Below are 22,388 nucleotides of genomic sequence, written 5' to 3' on the forward strand. Positions count from 1 at the left end.
CAGGTGAAGGCCTGACGAGGGGGGGAGGAGGGGCCGGAGGGGTTCCGAGGGGTTTCGGCCGCCGGGGTCAGGTGCCGTAGCGGCGGTGGCGGGCCGCGTAGTCGCGGAGGGCGCGCAGGAAGTCGACCTTGCGGAAGGCCGGCCAGAACACCTCGCAGAAGTAGTACTCCGAGTGCGCGCTCTGCCAGAGCATGAACCCGGACAGCCGCTGCTCGCCGCTGGTGCGGATCACCAGGTCCGGGTCGGGCTGGCCGCGCGTGTAGAGGTGCTCGGCGATGTGGTCGATGTCCAGGACCTCGGCGAGCTCCTCGAAGGAGGTGCCCTTCTCGGCGTGCTCCAGCAGCAGCGAGCGGACCGCGTCGGCGATCTCCTGGCGGCCGCCGTAGCCCACGGCGACGTTGACCAGTATCCCGCCGATGTCGTGCGTGGCCTGCTCGGCCTCCTTCAGCACGGTCTGCGTCCGGGACGGCAGGATGTCCAGGTTGCCGACGTGGTGGACGCGCCAGCGGCCGTCCGCGGCCAGGCCCCGGACGGTGTTCTCGATGATGTTGAGCAGCGGGCGGAGCTCGGCCTCGGGCCGGTCCAGGTTGTCCGTGGAGAGCATCCACAGCGTGACGACCTCGACGTCCGTCTCGGTGCACCAGCCCAGCAGCTCGGAGATCTTGTCGGCGCCGGCCTGGTGGCCCTGCTCCGTCGTACCTCCGGACGCCTTGGCCCAGCGCCTGTTCCCGTCCAGGATGACGCCGATGTGCTTGGGCGACGCGTCATGGTCGAGGCGACCTTCCACCCGGCGTGCGTAGAGCTTGTACACCAGGTCGCGCAGCTTCACGATCTTCCAGCCCCTCCGTGCAATGCCCCCGTACGAATTGCGGTCTCCCCCGAGTCCCCGCCACATTACTGCGCGGCGGGATCGGGTACCCAACTCGGTAGGTCACAAGTCCGTGATAGCAAGGACAACGTGACTGATACCAATCCCTATCGGGCAGACCACTCCCGTTACGACTCCATGCCCTACCGGCGCACGGGCCGCAGTGGCCTCAAGCTCCCCGCCATCTCCCTGGGCCTCTGGCACAACTTCGGTGACGACAAGTCCCTGGAGTCCCAGCGCTCGATCCTGCGCCGCGCCTTCGACCTCGGCGTGACCCACTTCGACCTGGCCAACAACTACGGCCCGCCGCCCGGCTCCGCCGAGCTGAACTTCGGCAAGGTCTTCGCCCAGGACTTCGCGCCCTACCGCGAGGAGCTGGTCCTCTCCACCAAGGCCGGCTACCTCATGCACCCCGGCCCGTACGGCGAGTGGGGCAGCCGCAAGTACCTCCTCGGGTCGCTGGACGCCTCGCTGAAGCGGATGGGCGTCGACTACGTCGACATCTTCTACTCCCACCGCTTCGACCCGGAGACCCCGCTGGAGGAGACCATGGGCGCCCTCGCCTCCGCGGTCCAGCAGGGCAAGGCGCTGTACGTCGGCGTCTCCTCGTACACGGCGGAGCAGACCGCCGAGGCCGTCCGGATCCTGCGCGACATGGGCGTCCGCCCGCTGATCCACCAGCCCTCGTACTCCATGATCAACCGCTGGACGGAGGAGGACGGGCTGCTGGACACGCTGGAGGACGCCGGCATGGGCTGCATCGCCTTCGCGCCGCTCGCGCAGGGCCTGCTGACCGGCAAGTACCTCCAGGGCATCCCGGAGGACTCCCGGGCCGCCGCCGGCAAGTCGCTGAACCCGGCGCTGCTCTCGGAGGACGTGGTGCGCCGCCTGGGCGGCCTCAACGACATCGCTGCCCGCCGCGGCCAGTCGCTGGCCCAGCTCGCGCTGAACTGGGTGCTGCGGGACGACCGGATGACCTCGGCCCTGATCGGCGCGTCGAGCGTCCGGCAGCTGGAGGAGAACGTGGCCTCGCTGACCGGGGCTCCCCTGTCGGAGCAGGAGCTGAAGGACATCGACTCCTTCGCCGTCTCCACCCCCGGCACCAACATCTGGGCCCAGCGCGGCTGACCTGCGCTTTTGCCCGTGAGGGAGGGGAAAGGAAAAACGGGCCGGTCCGTGGGGGGGATACGGACCGGCCCGAGGGGGGGGTTCCACCATAACCCTTCGTAAAGCGTCCTGCGTGCATTGGCGCAGAATGATTACGCTCCGAATCCGCCCAGGAGCACTCCGCTGAGGGTTCCGGCGGCCATGAAGGGCCCGAATGCGAAGCCCGTCTTCCGGGTCGCGCGGCTGGTCAGCAGCGCGCCGAGGCCGTACACGGCCCCGTAGAGCAGCCCGAGGAACGCCCCGGCGACCCATACCCCCCACCCGTACCACCCAAGAGCGACCCCGAGGGGAAGCGCGAGCTTGACGTCGCCGAGGCCCATGCCGGCGGGGTTGATCAGGAACAGCGCGAGGTACGCCGCCCCGAGCGCGGCCCCGCCGAGCAGGGCCCCGCGCCAGCTGCCCGCGGCGCCGGGCAGGAGGGCGGCCACGCCGAGCAGGGCGGCGGTGGCCGCGGCCAGGGGCAGGGTGAGCACGTCGGGCAGCCGGTGCACGGCGAGGTCGACCATCCCGAGCAGCACGCACACGGGCGCGGCCCCGACGAACACCGCCGTCTCGGGCCGCACCCCGCCGGCGGCCCCGAGCACCCCGCACACGGCCGCGCAGACGGCGGCGGGGGACCACCGGGAGCCGCCGTACGCGGCCGGCCGGCTGCCGGGGCCCTCCCGGCGCCCGCAGCGGGCGGCGCCGAACCAGCCGCCGAGCGGGTGGCCGTCGGGGCAGAGCGTCCGCCAGGGCCGGCCCGGCTCCACCGAGAGACGGTAGGCGGCGCGCGGCAGCCCGGACCCGACGGCCGCGCCGTACACGGCGGCGAGGATGATCACGACTGCGCCCATCCGGCGACGGTAGCCCGCGCGTCGCCCGACGGCATGGGCCTGTGGACCCCTGCTCGGCGGTCCTACCGCGGCCCGGCGGGCCCTGGCTAGGGTGGGCGCATGGCCTACCAGGACGGCACCGGGATCCTCCGCGTCGGGCACGACACCAGCGTCCCCCTGGAGGTGGCCGCCTCCTACCGCGCCCGCACCCGCGGCCTCCTCGGGCGGGACGGGATCGAGGGGGCGATGCTCCTCACCCCCGCGGCGAGCGTGCACACGTTCCGCATGCGGTTCCCCATCGACGTCGCCTACCTCGACCGCCGCCTGCGCGTCGTCGCCGTCACCACGATGCCGCCGAACCGCCTCGGCCTCCCCCGCCCCCGCGCCCGGCACGTCCTGGAGGCGCGGGCCGGGGCGATGGCGGGCTGGGGGCTGCGGCCCGGTGCCACGGTCACGCTGGAGCATCTCGTCCACCCCTAGGTCACGGCGCGCCCGGGCGGTAGGTTGGGGCGGTTGAGGTGGGGTGTCAGGGGAGCGGCGGGCATGACGGAGAACGCGCGGGTCAAGGCGCTGGAGCAGATCATGCCGGCGACGCACGGCGCCGACGAGGACATCGACTGGCAGACGGCCGAGGCCGTCTGGGGCACCCGTTTCCCCTCGGACTTCGTCGCCTTCATGGGCCGTTTCGGCGCCGGCTCGATCAACGGCGAGGCCGGCATCCTGCTGCCCCTGCCCAAGCCCGGGCTCCAGTGGGACCCCGCCGAGATGGCCGAGGAGACCGCCAACGCCCGGCAGACCTGGGAGGCCGGGGGCGGCCGGGCCGCCTTCGACGTGGACCCGGAGTCGATCATCGCCTGGGGGGTCACCGCCGGCTCCGACATCCTGTGCTGGCTGACCACCGACCCCGACCCGGACCGCTGGCCGGTCCTCGTCGTCGGGCGGCACACGGCCGAGGCCTTCGCGGTGTACCCGTACGGCATGGCCGAGTTCCTGCTGCGGATGTGCTCCGACGAGTTCGACGTGAGCCCCGTCGGCATCACCTTCTGGGACGCCGGCCACCTCAGCTTCGTGCACTGGCGCAAGGCACAGCGCCGCTGGCAGGAGGGCCGCAACCCGGAGACGGGTGAGCCCGACCCGTACGCCGGCGAGTTCGCCGACTAGCCCGGCCGGCGCCCCCGCCCCCTCAGCCCGTTTTCCGGAAGGAAACGGGCTTTTCGTCATGTCTACGCGCGTCCCATTCGATGGGCGCATATTCGAAAACACAAACACGGAAAAGCACTTTTGGAGCATTGGACACAAGTGCCGACCCAATGGAAACAACTCCGCCGCCCTCAGGAGAGAATTCCGGCCATGACGGGCCGCGGCGGGACACCCCAGCCCGGAGCAACTCATAAGTAATAACGGGAATCAAAAGAGAATCAGGGGTATCCACCCGTGCGACGAAAAATGTTCGGCGCGGCCGCCACGGCGACCGTTTTCGGCCTGCTCGTACCGCTGTCCGGCTGCGGTTCTTCCGACAGCAGTGCAGGTGACAGCGGTACGCTGCGCCTGGTGGCCGCGGAATACGGCGATACCGCAGCCAACAGCTCCAAGGGTTTCTGGGACAAGGTGACGAAGGATTTCACCGCCGCGAACCCCGGTATCAGGGTTCAGGTGCAGCTCCTGCCCTGGGCCGACATCGACCGCGAGGTCTCCCGTATGGTCAAGGCCGGCAATGCGCCGGACATGGCCCTCATGGGCTCCTACTCGGACTTCGCGGCCCAGGGAAAGCTGTATTCCGCGGAAGAGCTGCTCTCGATCAGCGCCGAGGCGAACTTCCTCCAGCCGCTCGCCGAGGCCGGCTCCGTAGGCAACACCCTCTACGGCCTGCCGTTCGTGGCCTCCAGCCGCCTGCTCTTCTACAACGACACCCTGTTCAGGCAGGCGGGCATCACCTCCGCGCCGAAGACCTGGTCCGACCTGAAGGCCGACGCCAGGGCGCTCAAGGACAAGGGCGTGAAGTACCCGATCGCCCTGCCGCTGGGACCCGAGGAGGCGCACGCCGAGGCGATGATCTGGGAGCTCAGCAACGGCGGTGGGTACGCCGACAGCAGCGGCAACTACAGCCTGGCCTCCGACCAGAACATCGCGGCCTTCCGCTGGCTCAAGGACCAGCTGGTCACCCCGGGCCTCACCGGCCCGACCCCGCCGTCGCAGCTCAACCGCGCCGACGCCTTCGCCGCGTTCCTGCGCGGTGAGGTCGGCATGGTCAACGGCTACCCCTCGCTGCTGCACGAGGCCCGCGCCAAGGGCATGACCGTCAACGCGGTCCCCATGCCCGTCTCGGACAGCCTCGGCTCGGGCGAGACCCCGCCGACCGTCGGCGTGGCCGACTGGATGATGGCGTTCAAGCAGAACGGGAAGGGCGAGGAGATCGGCAGGTTCCTGGACTTCGTCTACCAGGACAAGAACCTCTCGGACTTCGCCGGCCGCTACCACCTGCTGCCCTCGACGGTCTCGGCCTCCCGCACCCCCTCGGGCGGCGGCCTCGACCGCAACGACGAGCAGTTCCTGACCGCCCTGCGCGGCGCGCAGCTCTACCCGGTCAACGACCCGTCCTGGGTGACCGTCAGCGACACGATCAAGCGCAGCATCGGCCACGCCGTCGACCCGAGCGGCGACGCCAAGGCCGTGCTGGAGGGCATCGCCGCGAAGGCGGGCGAGGCCGGCCGGAAGAACGGCTGACATTCGGCCGAGACGGGCCCTTCGCCTCCCGTCCCGCCCCTTCCCGTACGGCAGAATGGCTTACGGCACCTGATCCAAGGGCCGTGGCCCGGTCGCCCGACGAGCGCCCACAAGGTGCGCAGGGCGGCAAGGCCTTTCCCTCCCCCGCGGCTACTTGCCGCCGTTCTCCGCGGAGAACGCCTTCCGGTACTGCTCGCAGCCGGAGTCCCAGCGCAGCGTGCCGCCGACCTTCGCGTATCCGGGACGCTCCAGCGTCCACTCCACGGTGTACTCGCCGGTGTCGCACGCGATCCGCTTGTTCCCCGCGACCTTCTGACTGCCCGTCGCGGCCTGCCCGGACAGTTTCCTGTCCACCTCCCCGACCACCGAGCGCCGCGCGTCGCGCAGCACGGCGTGCAGGCTGAGGGCGTGCTTGCCGTTCTTCGTGGTCAGGCCCTTGTTCACCAGGACGTCGGAGACCGTCCAGGTGAACTCGTACGAGGGCATCCAGGCCAGCGTGTTCGGGTCCCCGACCTTGCGCTCCCACTCCGGGGCGGCCTCGGGGCCGGGGCGGGTGACGGTCTGGTACTGCACCCCCGGGTGGAAGCGGACCTGTCCCTCCACCTTGTGCTTCTGGTCCTTGCTCCACGCCTTCCCGCTCCCCACCGGGTCCTGGGGGAGGTTCCCCTTCCCGTCGGCGGCGGTGGCGGCCACCTGGCCGAGGGCGGGGGTGAGGGCCGCGACGGCGGCGGCAGCGGTGAGAGCGGCGGTACGGGTGCGCTTCATACGCGGTCCAACGGGCCGCCGCGGCGCGCTGGAACGTCGTCGTGCGCGCGTTCACCCGTACGTGGGCGGGGCGCGCGGCCACAGGTGACAGATTCCGGCCACGGCGGGCATATGAACCGACCGGCTCTGGTTGTCTGTGCGCGAACGACGCAATGATCTACGGATGGCTACGGGGGATGTCATGACAGTGATGGTGAACGGCACGGTGGAAGCGGGCTGGGAGCCGGTTCGCGAGGAGTTCGAGGCCTTCGTGGCCGCGGAGCCCCACTCCCCGGAGGCACAGCTGGCCGTCCGTCACCACGGCCGGACCGTGGTGGACCTGTGGGGTGGCGAGGAGACCGACGGAGACACCCTGAGCGGCGTCTTCTCGATCACCAAGGGCGCCGCCCACCTGGTGGTGGCGCTGCTGGCGCAGGAGGGCGTACTGGACCTGGACGCGCCGGTGGTGGAGTACTGGCCGGAGTTCACGGGCGACGGCAAGGAGCGGCTGACGGTGCGACAGCTGGTCGCACACGGCTCCGGGCTGATCGCCGTGGACACGTTCTCGTACGAGCTGATCGCGGACGACGCGCTGGTGGCGGCCGCGCTGGCGGGGCAGAAGCCGCACTGGGAGCCGGGGACGGCCTACGGCTACCACGCCTTCGTGATCGGCGCGCTGACCGGTGAGGTGGTGCGCCGGGCGACGGGCCGCTCGATCCAGGAGCTGTACGAGGAGCGGGTGCGGGCGCCGTACGGGGTGGACCTGTACATGGGGCTGCCGGCCGCTCTGGAGGGCCGCTGGAAGCCGGTGCTGGAGATGCTGCCGACGCCGGCGCAGCTGGAGCTCCTGGCCTCGGGCGGGCCGATGCCGGAGCTGATGCGGGTGTCCTTCAACATGCACCACGAGCCGCCGATGGACGCGGTCGCGTACGCCAACCACCCGAAGGTGAAGGCGCTCGGCCCGGCCTCGGCGGGCGGCATCGGCACGGCGCGCGGTGTGGCGGCCCTGTACGCGGCCGCGATCAGCGGACTGGAGGGGCTGCCCGCGCTGCTGAAGCCGGAGACGGCGGCCGAGGTCGCGCGGCTGCACACGCCGGGCCAGGACGCGGTCGTGCCGGAGGCGGACCACTTCGGGCTGGGCTTCGAGAAGCAGCATGCGGTGGGCCCGGAGGCCTTCGGGCACTGCGGTGCGGCGGGCGCCAACGGCTTCGCCGACCCGGTGACGGGGATCGCGTACGGCTACACGCGTCGCCGCTTCGGCTTCCCGGGCGGGCTGGCCCCGGAGAACGGGCCCCTGACGGCGGCGGTGCTGAAGGTGGCGCGGGGGCTGTAGGGCCCCGGCCGTCGTGCCCGGCGGCCGTCGTGCCCGGCGGTGGGTCAGGCCTGGCCGGGGGGTCAGGCCTGGCCGGTTTCGAAGCGGCTGACGCGGCCGTCGGAGACGGTGAACCGCCAGGCGGTGCGCATCTCGCCCCAGGTGTCGTCGCGGTAGCCGGCGATCAGTGCGCGACCGCCGTCCGACTCGGACTCGACGTCCATGTGGCCGCCGGAGGAGAAGATCTCCCGCTCGGCCCAGTCGTTCAGGTCGCGGTCGCCGCCGTCGTCGGACATGGTCGCGCCGGGGGTCAGGGCGGCGGCGAAGGCCTGCTGGTCGCCGGCGTTGACGGCGGTGACGAAGGCGCGGACGGCGGGGTCGGTGAGCTGGTTCACGGGGATCACGGGGGCCTCCCGGTCGGGTGCGTGCGTACGGGCTGCGTGCGCGACCAGGGAACACCGCGGGCGGGGCCGGGGTTCCGGCCTTCACCCGTTCGCCGGGCGGCGGCGTGTCAGGGGGCGGTGCGGACGGGGAAGCCGGTCGGCCGCCCCTGCTCCCCCAGCCAGGCCAGGACCTGGTCGAGCGCGGCGACGGTCTGGCGGCGGTCGCCGCCCCCGTCGTGGAAGAGGACCGTGGGGCCGTTGCCGATCTCGCGCTTGACGTTGGCGACGATGGCGGCGGTGCCGGGCCGGCCGAAGTCCTTGGTGTCGACGTTCCAGCCGAGCGGGCGCATGCCGGCGGCCGCGGCGATCCGCCGGCTGTCGGGCGTGAAGGCTCCGCCCGGGGCGCGGTAGTACTCGACCTTCGCGCCGCCACCCGCGGCCTCCTCGATCAGCTTCTTCGCGTCGAGGATCTGCGCCTCCTGGTAGGCGACGGGCTTCCCGGCCATGCTCGTGTCGTGGTCCATGGTGTGGTCGCAGAGCCGGTGGCCGGCGGCGACGACCTTCTTGACCAGGTCGGGGTGGGCCCGGGCCTGCGGTCCGATCATGCAGAAGACGGCCTTCACGTCGTACTCGGCCAGGACGTCGAGGACCTGCGGGGTCCAGCGGGGGTCGGGGCCGTCGTCGATGGTGATGTTGACGGCGTTCCCGCCGGCCTCCGAGGCGTGGGCGATGCCGTCGGGCACGGCAAAGGAGGGCGCCCCGCCCGGGCCGCCCGGTTTCCCGTCGGCCTGTGCGGAGCCGTGGTCTGACGCGTTCTCGTGGCGGGGTGCGTGGTGGTCCTCACCCGCGGGGAGCAGGGTCGTGACCCCCCAGACGGTGGCGGCGACGGCGGCGGCCGAGGCCGCGACGGCTGTCCGGGCTCGGAGGCTGTGCTTCTGCGTGCGCGTCATGTGGATCAGGACGCCTTCGAACCTGAGAAAGTTCCTCGCAATTGCCCGATAAATTCCAGGTAATGACGACTTCAGCCCTTTATCATCGCAGTTGACGCGTGTGTCCCTAGGCCCCCTGGAGACACGCGAAGAGGCGGGTGGGGCCCGGGAAATCCCGGGCCCCACCCGCCTCTTGGGCCGTGCGCGGTCAGTGGGCGAACGAATCCGCCGGGGAGGCCGCGGCCTTGGCGCTGCCGCCGCCGGCCTGGGCCGGGCCCGCGCCCCGCAGCGGGACCTCCTTGACGAACCAGGCGAGCGCGAAGCCCAGGACGGCGATCGCCGCGCCGAGCAGGAACGCCGAGTGCGTGCCGGCGGCCACCGCGTGCTGGTAGGCGTCGCGGACGGCCTCAGGCAGCTTGGCCAGGCTGGCCGCGTCGAGCTGGGCGGAGCCGGCGGCCTGGGCGGCCTGCGGACCGAGGCGCTCGGACATGGTGTCCGTCACCTGAGAGGTGAACAGGGAGCCCATGAGGGCCACGCCGAAGGAACCGCCGAGGGTGCGGAAGAGCGTGGCCGAGGAGGAGGCGACGCCCATGTCCTTCATCTCCACGCTGTTCTGGGCGACCAGCATGGTGATCTGCATCAGGAAGCCGAGACCGGCGCCGAGGACGGCCATGTACACGCCGGAGATCAGGCGGGAGGTGCCGGTGTCCATGGTCGCGAGCAGGAACAGCCCGACGACCATGAGGGCGCCGCCGGCGATCGGGAACACCTTGTACTTGCCGCTGCTGGTGGTGATGCGGCCGACGACGAGCGAGACGACCATCATCGAGAGCAGCATCGGCAGGAGCAGCAGGCCGGAGTTGGTGGCCGAGGCGCCCTGCACCGCCTGCTGGAAGAGCGGGAGGTAGAGCACGCCGCCGAACATGGCGAAGCCGACGAGGAAGCCGATGACGGACATCAGGGTGAAGTTGCGGCTGCGGAAGATGTGCAGCGGCATGACCGGCTCGGCGGCCTTGGTCTCGGCGTAGAGGAAGGCGGCGATGGCGAGGACGCCGGCCGCGATCAGGCCGATGATCTCACCGGAGCCCCACGCGTACTCGGTGCCGCCCCAGGTCGTCACGAGGACGGTCGAGGTGATGGCCACGGTCAGCAGCGCCGCACCCAGGTAGTCGATCTTGCCCTGGGCCTTCTTCTTGGGCAGGTGCAGCACGGCGCTGACCATCGCGAGGGCGACGGCGCCGAGCGGGAGGTTGATGTAGAAGGACCAGCGCCAGCCCATGTGGTCGGTGATGGTGCCGCCGACCAGGGGACCACCGATCATGGCGAGGGCCATCACGCCGGCCATCATGCCCTGGTACTTGCCGCGCTCACGGGGCGGGATCAGGTCGCCGATGATCGCCATGACGCCGACCATCAGGCCGCCGGCGCCCAGGCCCTGGATGGCACGGAAGCCGATCAGCTGGCCCATGTCCTGGGCCATGCCGCTCAGCGCGGAGCCGACGAGGAAGATGACGATCGAGGTGAGGAAGGAGCCTTTGCGCCCGTACATGTCGCCTACCTTGCCCCAGATCGGGGTGGAGGCGGCGGTGGCCAGGGTGTAGGCGGTGACCACCCAGGAGAGGTGTTCGAGGCCGCCGAGCTCACCGACGATGGTCGGCATCGCGGTCCCGATGATCATGTTGTCGAGCATGGCGAGCAGCATGGCGATCATGAGTGCCATCAGGACGACACGGACGCTGCGCGGCTTCACCTCCTCCGGGGTTCCGGCCTGCTTCACTGCGTCGCTCATGTCCACTCCCCGTGACACCGGTTCTTCTCAGCCCTGCGCGGACACTTACTTGCCGCCCGGCTAGTTCACTACACTGGGGAAGGTAGACCCGTCACTAGCCGGGCGTCAAGCAAGTTCGTGGGGAGACACATGTCCAGCAGCTCCAGCGGCACCGGACCGCAGGCCAAGCGCGGGAACACGCGCCAGCGCATCCAGGACGTCGCGCTGGAGCTCTTCGCCGAGCAGGGGTACGAGAAGACCTCGCTCCGCGAGATCGCGGAGCGGCTGGAGGTCACGAAGGCGGCGCTGTACTACCACTTCAAGACCAAGGAAGACATCATCATCAGCGTCTTCGAGGACCGGACGCGGCCCATCGACGACCTGATCGAGTGGGCGCAGGAGCAGCCCCGGACGCTGGAGACCAAGCGCGAGGTCCTGCGCCGCTACAGCGAGGCGATGGTGGCGGGCGCACAGCTCTACCGCTTCATGCACGAGAACCAGGCGACGATGCGGGAGCTCAGCATCGGGGAGATCGTCAAGCGGCGGATCTTCACCCTGGTCGAGCTGCTGCGCACGGAGGACGGGCCACTGGCGGACCAGGTGCGCTGCGTGAGCGCCCTCTTCACCCTGCACGCGGGGATGATGTTCCTCCAGCACGTGGACGAGGCCGACCCGGAGGCGACCCGGCTGGCCGCCCTGGAGGTCGCGACGGACCTCATCACCCGCGCCCACGGCGGGGAGTAGCCCACGGGCCCGCGCCTCCGCGCGTCTGCGCCTCCGCTCCCATGAAGACCACCCCCGTGGGTGGTTTACGCCCAGATCCGCTACTCTCCGTTACCAAACGCGCTACGTTACGTCATATCCGCCGGTCGAGAGGGTCGCCCGGCGCCTGACAGGAGGACGTAGCCGTGAACGCCACCCCGCGGATCGCACTCGCCGCCGCCACCGCCCTCGCCGCGGCGGCCGCGGCACTCGCCCCGGCCTCGGCCGCCCCCGCGGCGGCCGCCCCGGCCCGCACGCTGAACTACGTGGCCCTCGGGGACTCCTACAGCGCGGGCGCCTTCGTCCGGCCCTGGGCCGAGGGCGACGGCTGCGGCCGCTCGGCGCTCGACTACCCGCGGCAGGCGGCCGGGCGGCTGAAGGTGCGGCTCACCGACGTCACCTGCTCGGCCGCCGAGGTCAGAGCCGGCGCGCTGGAGCCACAGACCGACCTGTCGGGTCCGCCGTCCGTCCCGCCCAAGGGCGGCTGGGCGCCCCGGCCGGCCCAGGTCCGGGCCGTGTCCGCCGCCACCGACCTCGTCACGGTCGGCCTCGGGGGCAACTCCGTCGGCTTCGCCGAGATCGTCCAGAAGTGCGTCGAGCGGGGACTCGCCTCCCTCGGACTGGGCCACCCCTGCTCCACCGCCTACTCCGGCGGCGCGGCCGCCACCACCCTGGAGGGGCGGTTCACCGCGCTGCGGGCCGACTTCGCCACCCTGCTGAAGGAGATCCGCCGGCGCGCCCCGCACGCCAGGGTGGCGGTGGTCGGCTACCCGGCCGTCGTCGACGAGGCGGCCGGCTGCCGCTGGGGCAGCTGGCCCCAGCTGGGCACGGTCGCCAAGGGCGACATGCCCTGGCTGGACTCCCTGGAACGGCGGGTCAACACCCTCCTGCGCGAACAGGCCGAACGGGCCGGCGCACTCTACGTGGACACGTACACCGGCAGCACCGGGCACGGGGTGTGCGCGGCCGGCGGACAGCGCTGGATGTACGGCATCAAGGACGACCTGACCGGCCAGGGCCGCCAGAAGGACACCCCCTCCGACCTGTGCCGCCTGATCCCCGCCCGGGGCGAGGCCTGCACGGTCCTCCACCCGAACCTCGCCGGGGTCGGGCATCAGGCCGACCTGGTCACCCGGGCGCTGACCGCGATGGGGGCGACCGTCCACTGAGCCCCGGCGGCCGCCGGCCCCCGGGCCCCAGCCGCGGTCCCGGTCCCGGTCCCGGTCCCGGTCCGTCAGTCTCCGGCCGGCCCGCTCCCCGCCGCCGCCAGGAAGGCGGTGAGGGTGGTGGCGTAGAGCTCGGGGTGGGTCGCCTGGGGGACGTGGCCGGCGCCCTCCAGGGTCAGGACGCGGGCCCGGGCGAGGGCGGCGGCGAGGCGGTCGGTGATCACCGGGAACCAGGGCGGGCTCTCGGTGCCCCGGGTCAGCAGCACGGGACCGGTGTACCCGGCCAGCCGGGTGAGGTCCAGGTGCGCCCAGCCGGGGTCCGCCTGTTCGTCGGCGAAGGTCGGGGCGTTGGCGGTGAAGGTCCGCCGGACGGGTTCCGGGAGCCGCTCCCAGCTGCCGGGGCCGAAGGCGACCTCGTCCACGAAGCGGCGGGCGGCCGCCTCGGCGTCGACCGCGCGCAGGTCGGCGAGGACCCGGTCGATGGCGTCCTGGGTGGCCCGCATCAGCGGTCCGAGCTCGGGATCGCCGGCCACGACGCCCAGCAGCGGGGGCTCGTGGGCGGTGACGCTGCGGAAGAGCCCGGGGCGGCGGGCGGCGAGGCCGAGTGCGGTGGCCCCGCCGAAGGAGTTCCCCGCGACGTGGGCCGGGGCGAGGTCCAGGTGCTCGATGAGCGCCGCGAGGTCGTCCTCGTCCTGCGTCCGGCTGCCCGGTCCGGGCGGGCTCCCGCTGGCGCCGTGGCCGCGGCGGTCGTAGACCACGACCCGGTGGCCACGGGCGGTGAGGAGCGGGACGGCGGCGTCCCAGCTGTGGTGGTCGACCCACGATCCGTGCACCAGGACCAGCGGCTCACCGGCCTCCTCGCCCGCGACCTCGTAGAAGAGGTCCACGCCACCCACCAGCGCCCGCGCCATACCCCGCTCCTCCGCGTCCCTGCCGCCGGCCGGGCCCGGCGGCGCAGGCAGACACATACCGCGGCGCGGGGCGTCTGGGCCGGGTGGGCACCGGCGCGTCGCGGGCCCGTCCCTCATGCGGAGTGCGGAGTACGGTGCGGGCGGCCCGCCGGCCTCAGTCCCGGAGCCTCCGCTCGGACTCCTCGATCGGGACGTCGTTGATGCTGGCCTCGCGGCGGCGCATCAGGCCGTCGTCGTCGAACTCCCACTGCTCGTTGCCGTGGCTGCGCCACCACTGGCCGTCCGCGTCGTGCCACTCGTACTCGAAGCGGACGGAGATGCGGTTGCCGGTGTAGGCCCAGAGCTCCTTGCGAAGGCGGTAGTCGAGCTCGCGCCGCCACTTCTCGGTGAGGAAGGCGCGGATCTCGGGGCGGCCGGTCAGGAATCGGTCGCGGTTGCGCCAGACGGAGTCCTCGCTGTAGGCGAGCGCGATCCGTTCGGGGTCGCGGGTGTTCCAGGCGTCCTCGGCGGCCTGCACCTTGGCGCGGGCGGTCTCTTCGGTGAACGGCGGGACCAGCATGGGAAGTTCCTCTCGTGGCGACGATTCGGAGAACGCTCGTTCTCAACGTAGAGAACGAGCGTTCTCAAAGCAAGCCGATCTGAACTACCCTTCACGCCATGGACGACGAAGAAGCCCGCACCCGCCTCCTCGACGCGGCCGAGGCGCTGTTCTACGCCGAGGGCGTGCAGGCCGTCGGCATGGACCGCATCCGCGCGGAGTCGGGCGTCCCGCTCAAGCGGCTCTACCGGCTCTTCCCCGCGAAGGACGCCCTGGTCGCCGCCTACCTGGAGCGCCGCGACGGCCGCTGGATGGGCGGCCTGCGGGAGGCGGTGGCCGCCGCCCCGGAGCCCGTGCCGGCGGTGTTCGACTGGCTGGCGGCCTGGTTCTCCGAGCCGGACTTCCGCGGCTGCGCCTTCCTGAACGCGTACGGGGAGCTGGGCACGGGCCCGGCCGCCGTCCTGGACGTCGTACGCCGCCACAAGGCGGAGCTGCGCACCCTCCTGGCGGACCTCACCCCCACGCCGGAGCTCGCGGAACAGCTCCTGATCCTGGCCGAGGGCGCGACGGTGGTGGCCGCCCTCGACCCCGGCCCGGCCCCGGCCCTGCACGCCCGCGCGGCGGCGCAGCGGCTCCTGGGGGCCACCGCCCACCCGGCCGGGTGAGCCTCCACGCGGCGGGGGGCCCGGCTCACCAGGGGGCCGCCGTCAGTTCCAGGACCTGGGCCGGGCCCGGGCGGAAGGCGGGGGCGGCCGCGTCGGCCTCGGTCATGTGCGGGGTGGCGTCGTGGGCGGCCAGGGCGGCCTTCGAGGTCCACTCCTCGATCAGGACGAAGCGGTCCGGGTCGCCCGCCACCCCGTGGAGGTCGTAGCGCAGGCACCCCTCCTCCGCGCGGACCAGCGGCGCGAGGCGCTCGTACGCCGCCTCCTGCTCCGGGCCGCGGCCGGGGAGGGTGGTGATCAGGATGACCAGCTTCACGGGCGGCTGGGGCTGGTGCGGCTGCTGCGACATGCGGTGCAGCCCAGGCGCCCAAGATCGGCCGCGGCAGGCCGATTTCGCCCTGTGAGATGGTGGACCGCGTGAACCTGGAGGACCTCGTCCGGCTGCGCCGGGCACGTGACGCGATGGACCGCGACTACGCCGAGCCGCTGGACGTCCCCGCCCTGGCGCGCATCGCGCTGATGTCGGTCGGCCACTTCCAGCGCAGCTTCCGCGCCGCCTACGGCGAGACCCCGTACGGCTACCTCATGACCCGCCGCATCGAACGGGCCAAGGCCCTGCTGCGGCGCGGCGACCTGTCGGTGACGGAGGTCTGCTTCGCGGTCGGCTGCACCTCGCTCGGGTCGTTCAGCTCCCGCTTCACCGAGCTGGTCGGCGAGACCCCGAGCGCCTACCGGGCCCGCGACCACGGCGACAGCGCCGCCATCCCCGCCTGCATCGCGAAGATCCACACGCGACCGGTCAGGAACGGAGAAGCCAAACCCGACACCCCCGCGTAGCGTCGGAGCCATGGGAATCAAGCTTTCGCAGTGCTTCATCGCCGTCGACGACCACGACAAGGCCATCCCCTTCTACCGGGACGTCCTGGGCCTGGAGGTCCGCAACGACGTCGGGTACGAGAACATGCGCTGGGTGACCGTCGGATCACCCGCGCAGCCGGACGTGGAGATCGTGCTGGAACCCCCGCTCGCCGACCCGAACGCCACCCCCGCCGACCGCCAGGCCGTCGCTGAGCTGTTGGCCAAGGGGATGCTGCGCGGGGTCATCTTCACCACGGACGACGTCGACGCCACCTTCGAGCGGATCCGCGCGGCCGGCGCCGATGTACTCCAGGAGCCGATGGACCAGCCGTACGGGGTCCGGGACTGCGCCTTCCGCGACCCGGCCGGCAACATGCTCCGCTTCAACCAGCCCCGGAAGGTCTGACGCCACCCCACCCCGGCGCTCCGGGCATCAGGGCCGACAGAGCCGGTCCTCCAGGGCGGCGGGCAGCGGGTAGACCCGTTCGGCGGGCAGCAGCCGCCGCGCCCTGGCGGCCTGCCCGCCCTGGATCAGCGCGGCGGCCTTGCGGACCTGCGGGGTGAGGTCCGCGATGCCGGTGATCCACTCGTCGGTGAAGGTCCGGATGAGGTGCCGGCCGAGGCCGACCTGGATGCTGTAGTGGTTCAGTGCAGCCCCGCGCACGGAGCGCTCGGGGTCCCACTGGACGTGCACCGTCGCGTCGGCGAGCGCGGCCGGGCCGGAGGTGGTGAGCACGGCCCGGGACAGGGCCTCCTCCCACCCCGCCCGGCTGATCCGCACGGCCAGCACCCGTTCCTGGCCTGGTTTGCGGGCCCAGTTGCTGCGGTGCATCAGCCAGAGGAAGGACGGCTTGATCCACGTCATCCGCCGGAACGAGAACGGCGCGACGAACCGGCCCGCCCGGAGGGCGGCATCCGCGAGGGCGGGGGCGTAGGCCTGGTAGACGACGATGCCGTGGGCGTCGTAGTCGGCGCGGATCTGGTATTGGGATGCCGTGGATGCCATGCCCCGGAGTATCGGATCCGCGCGGCCGGGCCCGCGACCGGGTTTCAGAGGGGCAGCGTGGCCCAGGTGCGGGTGCCCCCGCCGGGTTCGCGGGACGGCCCGACCCCCCATTCCCCGCCGTGGTCCCGCACGAGGGCGGCGAATACCCGCAGCGTGGCCCGGCGGCGCGCCTCGCAGAGGGCGGCGAGCCGGGGGTGGGCGTGGGCGGGATGGCCGTCGTACACGATGAGGCGGAGGGCGTCGTCGCGGTGGCGGAGGGAGAGGTACAGCTCCCCGTGGGGGTCCATCCGCCAGGCGGAGCCCATGAGTTCGGAGGCAGCCTGCACGGCGGTGGGTTCGAGCGGGTCGAGCGCGTAGGCGCGCAGGGCGGCCCGCACGGCCTGCCGGGCGATGCCCGCCGAGCGGGCGGAGGCGGGCAGGGTCATGCTGCACGACAGCCCGTCCGGCGGGGCCGGCTGCACGGGGTGGTCGGGCGCCACGGGGCAGGCGGAGGGGGTGCTGAAAAAGGGCGCGGTGAAGGGGGTGAGCATCTTCGGCTCCCAAGTCGTCTGGATAGACGCCGGTTCGGCGAGGAAGGCTCGACGCGCACGGATGGCTCACGCGGGGCGGGGAGGTGGCTCGTCACCGAGGCCGAGGCATGCTGCGGCGATGCACTTCGACTCCCCTGGGTGAGCGGTGCGCTACCTAAAGTAGCGCGTTGAGTGGGCTATTGACCACCTGGTCGCCGGGATCCGGCGACAGGATGGATCCGATGGGCCGTCACACGGCACACTGCACACATGCCGCCACGCACCTCGCCGACAGAACGGCAGAAGCGACTGGGCGCCGAGCTGCGCAGGATGAGAGTGGCAGCCGACGTATCGGCGGAATCCGCCGCCGGGTTGCTCGGGCTCGACCGGTCCAAGGTCTCCGCGATCGAGCAGGGAATCCGTGCCATCAGCGAGGCCCGCCTCCGCGCACTGGCCTGCCACTGCGACTGTACGGACGAGGAGTACATCAGCGCCCTCGTCGCGATGACGCAGACCCGCAAACGCGGGTGGTGGGAGCGCTACCGGGGCTCCCTGTCGGCCGGGATACTGGACATCGCCGAGGCGGAATCCCACGCGACACGCATGCGCTGCGCACATTCGGTCCACATTCCCGGCCTGTTGCAGACCAGCGAGCACGCCATGGCCCTCTTCCGGTTCGCCGTACCCGCGCTCCCGGAAGAGCAGCTGGCCGTGCGGCTCGCGCACCGATTGGAGCGCCAGCGGGTACTCGAAGGCGACTCGGCGCCCCCATACGTCGCGGTCGTGCACGAAGCGGCGCTGCGCATGCAGTTCGGCGGACGCAAAGCTGCGCGGGCACAGCTGGAGTACCTGGGGCACATGTCCGAGCGGGAGAACATCGTCCTGCGCGTGCTCACCTTCGACGCAGGCGGCTTCCCCGGCGCGGGTCAAACGGTCAACTACCTTGAAGGGACGGTCCCGCAGCTCGACACCGTGCAGGTCGACAGCACACACGGCCCGGACTTCCTGCACACCGACGCCCAACTGTCGAAATACCGCTGCCAACTGGACTGGATGGAGCGGCTCAGCCTGTCACCTGCCGCATCACGGGACTTCATCCACGACCTCGCCCGCCAACTCTGAGAGGACCTGATGGCCGACATCGACTGGGAAGACGCCTACTGCGCCGAAGGCGCCAGCTGCTACCGGATCGGCGTGGACGCGGACGGCAACAGCTACATCGCCGTCGCCGGGCGGGAAGACGCCCCCCTCACCGACACCCGCGAGGCCCTGTCCGCCCTCATCCGGGACATCAAGGCCGGCAAGGCCGATCACCTGCTGGACGGCGTGTAGGAGCGCTCACGCGGGCGGCGGTGTCGGGCCGAGCGCGGGCGGGCGGATCGCGTCGGCGGCGGTCGAGCCGCGGAGGAGTTCGGCCAGGTCGTGGGGCTGGGCCGGCTCGTCGGTCGGGGTCGCCGCCGTGATCCGGTCCAGGCGGAAGCCGCGGCCGGCCCGCCGCGTACGGCACCAGCCAATCAGGTACCAGCGGCCCTCGGCGGTGAGCAGGCCGGCCGGCTCGACGGCGCGGTCGCTCGCCCGGCCCGCCGCGTCGACGTACGCGAGCCGCAGCACGGTGCCGTCGGTCAGGGCCCGCTCCACCGCGTCGCGGACCGTCCGCTCCGTCCGGGACGGCAGCGCGACGATCCGGGCGGCCACCCCCTCGGCCGCCGCCGCGGCGGGGCCGGTCATCGACGCCACCAGCTTCTGGTAGGCCGTACGGGCCGCACCCGCGAAGGGGGTCTCTGCGGCGGCGAGGGCGGCGGCCAGGGCCGCGGCCTCGTCGGCGGTGAAGTGGACCGGGGGCAGGGTCATGGCCGGGTCGACGGTCCAGCCCCCGCCCCGTCCGAGGGCGGCGCGGACGGGGACGCCGGAGTCCGTCAGCGCCTGGAGGTCGCGCTGTACCGTCCGCGCGCTGACCTCGAACCGCTCGGCGAGCACCGCGACCGAACGCGGCCGCGGCGCCGCGGCGCGCAGTTCCTCCACGAGGGCGTAGAGCCGGGTCGTACGGTCCATGGGCCCGACGCTACCGGCCCGCGGCGGCCAGGAACTCCCGCTCGCGGGCGAACTGCCTTTCGGTGATGGTCAGGGGGAAGAGGGTGAAGCCGTGCATCGCGCCGGCGACGACCTCGAGGTCCACGGGCGCGCCCGCCGCCCGCCAGCGCTGTGCGAGGAACAGCGAGTCGTCCAGCAGCGGGTCCTCCGTGCCGACGACGATGCGGGCGGGCGGGAGGCCGGCGAGGTCGGCGTAGAGCGGCGAGAGCTCCGGGGAGCGGCGCTCCTCCGTGCCGGTGCCGGGCGAGAAGGACTCGTAACTGCCCTGCAGCGCCTCAGTGTTGCTGAGCAGCCGGCGGGAGCCGAACGCGCGCTGGCTCGGGGTCATGGACAGGTCGTACGGGCCGAAGAGGAGGTGGGCCCCCTGGAACGCCCCGTCGATGCCGTGGCGGTCACGCAGGCGCAGCAGCGTCAGGACGCCGAGGTGGGCGCCCGCCGACTCACCGCCGATCAGCAGCCGTTCGGTGCCGAACTCCGCGGCGGCGTGTTCGACGAGCCACCGGGCGGCTGCCTCGCAGTCGTCGGGGCCGGCGGGGAAGGGGTGCTCGGGCGCGAGGCGGTAGTCCACGCTCACGACGGCCAGGCGTACTTCCTCGGCGATCCGCCACAGCCGTTCGTCCTGGCCGTCGGCGGAGCCGAACGACCAGCCGCCGCCGTGGATGTGCAGGTACACCCCGTCGACCGGGCCGGCCGGGACGAAGGTCCGCACCCGCACCCCGCCGGCGACGACCCGGTCCCGGCCCTGCGGCAGCCGCACGGGCGGCGCGTCCCCGGCGAGCCGGTTGCGCCGCAGCCGCGCGAGGAGGTCGGCGTCCAGGGCCCGCCCGCGGGCGGGGCGGCTCGCGGCGGCGGCCTCGAACTGCCGGTTGAAGGCGAGGGTCTCGGCGAGGCAGTCCTGGTCGGTGAGCGGCATCGGGGGCGTCGGGGGCATCGGCGTCTTCGTCGTCGTCATGGGAAGAGGTTCGCAACGGCTCGCGACAGCCCCGTGTCACCCTTTTCCGGTGACCCGCGTCACATGCGCGCCCGCTACCGGACGCCGGTCGCCGGGGCGGGCCGCGACCGGACGCGGGCGGCGATGGTCCGGGCACAGGCCAGGGACTCGGCGCGGGTCGTGTCGACCTCCAGGTCGTAGTCGACGCCCCGGTGGACCGCCTCGGCCTGGGCGGCGGCCATCCCCCGCGGGCGGTCGCCCCGGGCGATCTCACGGGCCGCGGCGGCCTCGCCGTCGCACCGGACGCCGACCCAGAGCACGTTCAGCCCGTGCAGGGCCTTCTGCCACCGCTGCTGGGACTCCGGGCCGCCGAGGAACACGTCGTCGACGACGATCCGGGCCCCGGCTCGGGCCATGGCGGCGATCCCCTCGGCCCAGGCGGCGTCGAGGGTGCGGAAGGCTTCTCCGACCACGACCTCACCGCCGGGCTCGAACCCGATCCCGGCGTCGGAGGCCCGCAGGGAGGGCGGCATGGCGGCGACCAGCGTGTCCACCCCGAACGCCAGCCAGGGCTCGGGCAGGACGGCCTGCAGACACCGCACGATCCCGGACTTCCCGGAACTGGAACCACCGTTGAGGACGATCACCTGGGTCTCGGACATCAGAGCAGCCTAGGTCGAGTGTCTGGCCGTGATCAATCTGCGGGTTTCACCCTCGCGGTCGCGCCTGATGCGGCAGATCGTGTGGTGTGACGCGAGCGCAACTGATCGACGCGGCGTAGGAGTTCATCGGGCCACACCTGCCGATCGGTGAGTACGGCCCGTACCCCGATCGGCGCCTTACGGGTCTCGCGCATCAGCAGCAGGCCGTTGACCGCCATCAGTGTCGCGGTCAGGCCGTGGACGCCGAGCGCGGTGGCCGCGGAGCCGTGGTGGGCCAGCACGTCGGCCATGTCCCCGTACGCTGCGAGGGCCTCCACCAGCATCACCCAGCCCAGCGGCCGGCGGTGACCTGCCACCAGCAGGACACCCAGCACCAGGGCCATGACGACGTCGCGGGTTCCCTTGACGACCAGGAAGCCGCCGCTGTCGCCGGACGGCCGGCTCGGCAGGCCTTTCGGCCTCAGACGAGGGCGGTGACCAGGAAGGCGAAGGCGCCGACGATGACGGCGACGCGGACGTAGTGGTAGCGGTCCCAGCGGTTCATCTGCTCCTTCCAGTCCGCGGGCCGGTTCTCGGGGGTCCACGTCTTGCCCCGGTTGTTGATCGGGACGAGCAGCAGGAGCGACATGACCACGCTCACGATCAGCAGCGCGGCGGCGATGACGACGAGTCCGGCGCCGGGGCGGTCCCATCCGGCGATGGCCCAGACCGCGCTCAGGACGAGCGAGCCGATGTACCAGAACGGCATGAGGGCGCCGAGCATCCGGCCCCCGTGGGCGCGGGCGAGCTGGTCACTGTCCTCGGGAAGGGCGTTGAAGATCCGGTTCATCACGAAGGCGACGGAGAACTCCACCCCCACCATCAGGCCGACGATCACGACGGTGAGCACCTCGAGTGCGTTGAGCATGATGACCCCTCCTGGGATCTAGCGCCGCTAGATATTGAGGCAACGCTAAACTGCTGCCGCTCGATTGTCTAGCGGTGCTAGGATCGGAGTCATGTCGGTACAGGAACGCAAGCAGCGCGAACGGGCGGAGCGCGAGCGCCTCATCGTGGCGACGGCCCGCGAACTCGCCGAGCGACAGGGCTGGGACGCGGTCACAACCCGCCGGCTCGCCGAGCGCATCGAGTACAGCCAGCCCGTCCTCTACAGCCACTTCCGCGGCAAGCGGGAGATCATCGGCGCCGTGGCCCTGGAGGGCGCTGCCGAGCTGGCCGCGGCGGTGCGTGCCGCGACCTCCGCCGCGGACGGCCCTCGTGAGCGGGTCGCCGCGCTCGCCCGCGCCTACCTCGACTTCGCCGCACGCAACCCGGCGGTCTACGACGCCTTGTTCCAGCTCGACGGCGGCCTGGCGTACGCGCAGGAGGACACCCCGGAGCCGCTGAAGGACGCCTTCGCCGCGTTGCTGGAGAGCCTGGGCGAGGTCGCCGGGGACGGTGTCCACCCGGGGCTGTTCACCGAGGTGTTCTGGGCGTCCCTGCACGGCCTTGCGACCCTGACCCGGGCGGGACGGTTGCTGCCGCAGGACGCCGCACAGAGGGTGGAGCTGCTGGTGGACCGGCTCGCCGTGGTCTGACACGCCAT

At 72.3% G+C, this 22,388-nt stretch carries 28 protein-coding genes and 1 pseudogene; 13 read left to right on the top strand and 16 right to left on the bottom strand.

Features of this window, described 5'->3' with window-relative positions; translation table 11 throughout:
* Nucleotides 1-67: 67 nt before the first annotated feature.
* Nucleotides 68-829, bottom strand: coding sequence for an isoprenyl transferase (locus tag ACFY15_RS03525; RefSeq protein ID WP_390685130.1), 762 nt, complete (start codon nt 827-829; stop codon nt 68-70).
* 129 nt (nt 830-958) lie between these two features.
* Between ACFY15_RS03525 and mgrA the strand changes: the two genes are divergently transcribed.
* Entirely contained in the window at nt 959-1,996 is a 1,038-nt protein-coding gene (gene mgrA, locus ACFY15_RS03530; protein ID WP_390685129.1) for an L-glyceraldehyde 3-phosphate reductase, read from the top strand.
* A 131-nt stretch (nt 1,997-2,127) separates the two neighbouring features.
* Here the strand turns inward: mgrA and ACFY15_RS03535 are convergent, their stop codons facing one another.
* Nucleotides 2,128-2,868 carry a prepilin peptidase gene (locus ACFY15_RS03535; protein WP_390685128.1) on the bottom strand — a complete coding sequence of 247 codons (741 nt, stop codon included), beginning with the start codon at nt 2,866-2,868 and terminating at the stop codon, nt 2,128-2,130.
* A gap of 99 nt (nt 2,869-2,967) precedes the next feature.
* Here ACFY15_RS03535 and ACFY15_RS03540 point away from each other — a divergent pair, with 99 nt between their 5' ends.
* The 3 genes from ACFY15_RS03540 (at nt 2,968) to ACFY15_RS03550 (ending at nt 5,571) form a co-directional block, all read left to right on the top strand.
* Nucleotides 2,968-3,327 (top strand): DUF192 domain-containing protein, encoded by a 360-nt coding sequence (locus tag ACFY15_RS03540; protein WP_390685127.1) that lies wholly within the window; start codon nt 2,968-2,970, stop codon nt 3,325-3,327.
* A gap of 63 nt (nt 3,328-3,390) precedes the next feature.
* A complete protein-coding gene (locus ACFY15_RS03545) occupies nt 3,391-4,008 on the top strand; it encodes an SMI1/KNR4 family protein (RefSeq protein WP_390685126.1) in 618 nt (205 codons plus the stop codon).
* Nucleotides 4,009-4,293: 285 nt separating this feature from the next.
* The gene (locus tag ACFY15_RS03550) at nt 4,294-5,571 is read left to right on the top strand and encodes an extracellular solute-binding protein (RefSeq protein WP_390825041.1); all 1,278 of its coding nucleotides are present in this window, start codon (nt 4,294-4,296) and stop codon (nt 5,569-5,571) included.
* Nucleotides 5,572-5,721: 150 nt separating this feature from the next.
* Here ACFY15_RS03550 and ACFY15_RS03555 read toward each other — a convergent pair whose 3' ends face one another.
* Nucleotides 5,722-6,336: a hypothetical protein gene (locus tag ACFY15_RS03555; protein WP_390824935.1), complete on the bottom strand. Its 615-nt coding sequence runs from the start codon at nt 6,334-6,336 to the stop codon at nt 5,722-5,724.
* Nucleotides 6,337-6,517: 181 nt separating this feature from the next.
* Between ACFY15_RS03555 and ACFY15_RS03560 the strand changes: the two genes are divergently transcribed.
* Nucleotides 6,518-7,648 carry a serine hydrolase domain-containing protein gene (locus tag ACFY15_RS03560; RefSeq protein WP_390685124.1) on the top strand — a complete coding sequence of 377 codons (1,131 nt, stop codon included), beginning with the start codon at nt 6,518-6,520 and terminating at the stop codon, nt 7,646-7,648.
* 62 nt (nt 7,649-7,710) lie between these two features.
* Here the strand turns inward: ACFY15_RS03560 and ACFY15_RS03565 are convergent, their stop codons facing one another.
* The 3 genes from ACFY15_RS03565 to ACFY15_RS03575 all read right to left on the bottom strand — a co-directional run bounded on the left by ACFY15_RS03565 (nt 7,711) and on the right by ACFY15_RS03575 (nt 10,728).
* A complete protein-coding gene (locus tag ACFY15_RS03565; RefSeq protein ID WP_390824936.1) occupies nt 7,711-8,031 on the bottom strand; it encodes a nuclear transport factor 2 family protein in 321 nt (106 codons plus the stop codon).
* 107 nt (nt 8,032-8,138) lie between these two features.
* Nucleotides 8,139-8,960 carry a polysaccharide deacetylase family protein gene (locus tag ACFY15_RS03570; RefSeq protein WP_390824937.1) on the bottom strand — a complete coding sequence of 274 codons (822 nt, stop codon included), beginning with the start codon at nt 8,958-8,960 and terminating at the stop codon, nt 8,139-8,141.
* A gap of 187 nt (nt 8,961-9,147) precedes the next feature.
* Nucleotides 9,148-10,728, bottom strand: a complete 1,581-nt coding sequence (locus tag ACFY15_RS03575; protein ID WP_390685122.1) for an MDR family MFS transporter — start codon at nt 10,726-10,728, stop codon at nt 9,148-9,150.
* A 129-nt stretch (nt 10,729-10,857) separates the two neighbouring features.
* Here ACFY15_RS03575 and ACFY15_RS03580 point away from each other — a divergent pair, with 129 nt between their 5' ends.
* The gene (locus ACFY15_RS03580) at nt 10,858-11,451 is read left to right on the top strand and encodes a TetR/AcrR family transcriptional regulator (RefSeq protein ID WP_390685121.1); all 594 of its coding nucleotides are present in this window, start codon (nt 10,858-10,860) and stop codon (nt 11,449-11,451) included.
* A 164-nt stretch (nt 11,452-11,615) separates the two neighbouring features.
* Entirely contained in the window at nt 11,616-12,638 is a 1,023-nt protein-coding gene (locus ACFY15_RS03585) for an SGNH/GDSL hydrolase family protein (RefSeq protein WP_390824938.1), read from the top strand.
* A 65-nt stretch (nt 12,639-12,703) separates the two neighbouring features.
* On the opposite strand, the gene ACFY15_RS03590 is transcribed toward ACFY15_RS03585, so the two are convergent.
* Together ACFY15_RS03590 and ACFY15_RS03595 are read right to left on the bottom strand one after the other, a co-directional pair.
* On the bottom strand, nt 12,704-13,546 hold the full coding sequence (locus tag ACFY15_RS03590) for an alpha/beta fold hydrolase (RefSeq protein ID WP_390685119.1): 843 nt from the start codon (nt 13,544-13,546) through the stop codon (nt 12,704-12,706).
* Between the two features lie 154 nt (nt 13,547-13,700).
* Nucleotides 13,701-14,105 carry a nuclear transport factor 2 family protein gene (locus tag ACFY15_RS03595; protein ID WP_390824939.1) on the bottom strand — a complete coding sequence of 135 codons (405 nt, stop codon included), beginning with the start codon at nt 14,103-14,105 and terminating at the stop codon, nt 13,701-13,703.
* Nucleotides 14,106-14,203: 98 nt separating this feature from the next.
* Here ACFY15_RS03595 and ACFY15_RS03600 point away from each other — a divergent pair, with 98 nt between their 5' ends.
* The gene (locus tag ACFY15_RS03600; protein ID WP_390824940.1) at nt 14,204-14,749 is read left to right on the top strand and encodes a TetR/AcrR family transcriptional regulator; all 546 of its coding nucleotides are present in this window, start codon (nt 14,204-14,206) and stop codon (nt 14,747-14,749) included.
* Nucleotides 14,750-14,774: 25 nt separating this feature from the next.
* On the opposite strand, the gene ACFY15_RS03605 is transcribed toward ACFY15_RS03600, so the two are convergent.
* The gene (locus ACFY15_RS03605) at nt 14,775-15,095 is read right to left on the bottom strand and encodes a putative quinol monooxygenase (RefSeq protein ID WP_390824941.1); all 321 of its coding nucleotides are present in this window, start codon (nt 15,093-15,095) and stop codon (nt 14,775-14,777) included.
* 68 nt (nt 15,096-15,163) lie between these two features.
* On the opposite strand from ACFY15_RS03605, the gene ACFY15_RS03610 reads away from it, so the two are divergent.
* Entirely contained in the window at nt 15,164-15,583 is a 420-nt protein-coding gene (locus ACFY15_RS03610) for a helix-turn-helix transcriptional regulator (protein ID WP_390824942.1), read from the top strand.
* A gap of 10 nt (nt 15,584-15,593) precedes the next feature.
* On the top strand, nt 15,594-16,010 hold the full coding sequence (locus ACFY15_RS03615; protein WP_390685114.1) for a VOC family protein: 417 nt from the start codon (nt 15,594-15,596) through the stop codon (nt 16,008-16,010).
* Between the two features lie 27 nt (nt 16,011-16,037).
* Here ACFY15_RS03615 and ACFY15_RS03620 read toward each other — a convergent pair whose 3' ends face one another.
* Both ACFY15_RS03620 and ACFY15_RS03625 read right to left on the bottom strand, forming a co-directional pair.
* The gene (locus ACFY15_RS03620; protein ID WP_390824943.1) at nt 16,038-16,610 is read right to left on the bottom strand and encodes a DUF4291 domain-containing protein; all 573 of its coding nucleotides are present in this window, start codon (nt 16,608-16,610) and stop codon (nt 16,038-16,040) included.
* Between the two features lie 44 nt (nt 16,611-16,654).
* A complete protein-coding gene (locus tag ACFY15_RS03625) occupies nt 16,655-17,140 on the bottom strand; it encodes an ATP-binding protein (RefSeq protein ID WP_390824944.1) in 486 nt (161 codons plus the stop codon).
* Between the two features lie 249 nt (nt 17,141-17,389).
* On the opposite strand from ACFY15_RS03625, the gene ACFY15_RS03630 reads away from it, so the two are divergent.
* Both ACFY15_RS03630 and ACFY15_RS03635 read left to right on the top strand, forming a co-directional pair.
* Nucleotides 17,390-18,241: a helix-turn-helix domain-containing protein gene (locus ACFY15_RS03630; protein WP_390824945.1), complete on the top strand. Its 852-nt coding sequence runs from the start codon at nt 17,390-17,392 to the stop codon at nt 18,239-18,241.
* A gap of 9 nt (nt 18,242-18,250) precedes the next feature.
* A complete protein-coding gene (locus ACFY15_RS03635; protein ID WP_390824946.1) occupies nt 18,251-18,451 on the top strand; it encodes a hypothetical protein in 201 nt (66 codons plus the stop codon).
* 6 nt (nt 18,452-18,457) lie between these two features.
* On the opposite strand, the gene ACFY15_RS03640 is transcribed toward ACFY15_RS03635, so the two are convergent.
* From ACFY15_RS03640 to ACFY15_RS03660, 5 genes and pseudogenes are all read right to left on the bottom strand, one after another.
* The gene (locus ACFY15_RS03640; protein ID WP_390824947.1) at nt 18,458-19,171 is read right to left on the bottom strand and encodes a helix-turn-helix transcriptional regulator; all 714 of its coding nucleotides are present in this window, start codon (nt 19,169-19,171) and stop codon (nt 18,458-18,460) included.
* A gap of 10 nt (nt 19,172-19,181) precedes the next feature.
* Nucleotides 19,182-20,123, bottom strand: coding sequence for an alpha/beta hydrolase (locus ACFY15_RS03645; protein ID WP_390825042.1), 942 nt, complete (start codon nt 20,121-20,123; stop codon nt 19,182-19,184).
* Nucleotides 20,124-20,236: 113 nt separating this feature from the next.
* On the bottom strand, nt 20,237-20,803 hold the full coding sequence (gene cpt / locus ACFY15_RS03650; RefSeq protein ID WP_390824948.1) for a chloramphenicol phosphotransferase CPT: 567 nt from the start codon (nt 20,801-20,803) through the stop codon (nt 20,237-20,239).
* Between the two features lie 173 nt (nt 20,804-20,976).
* Nucleotides 20,977-21,255: pseudogene (locus ACFY15_RS03655) on the bottom strand (DUF4267 domain-containing protein); the annotation flags it as partial.
* Nucleotides 21,256-21,263: 8 nt separating this feature from the next.
* The gene (locus ACFY15_RS03660) at nt 21,264-21,710 is read right to left on the bottom strand and encodes an anthrone oxygenase family protein (RefSeq protein WP_390685103.1); all 447 of its coding nucleotides are present in this window, start codon (nt 21,708-21,710) and stop codon (nt 21,264-21,266) included.
* Nucleotides 21,711-21,801: 91 nt separating this feature from the next.
* Here ACFY15_RS03660 and ACFY15_RS03665 point away from each other — a divergent pair, with 91 nt between their 5' ends.
* On the top strand, nt 21,802-22,380 hold the full coding sequence (locus ACFY15_RS03665) for a TetR/AcrR family transcriptional regulator (protein WP_390685102.1): 579 nt from the start codon (nt 21,802-21,804) through the stop codon (nt 22,378-22,380).
* The last annotated feature ends 8 nt before the right edge of the window (nt 22,381-22,388 follow it).

This window comes from Streptomyces sp. NPDC001373, assembly GCF_042895815.1.
Lineage (GTDB): Bacteria > Actinomycetota > Actinomycetes > Streptomycetales > Streptomycetaceae > Streptomyces.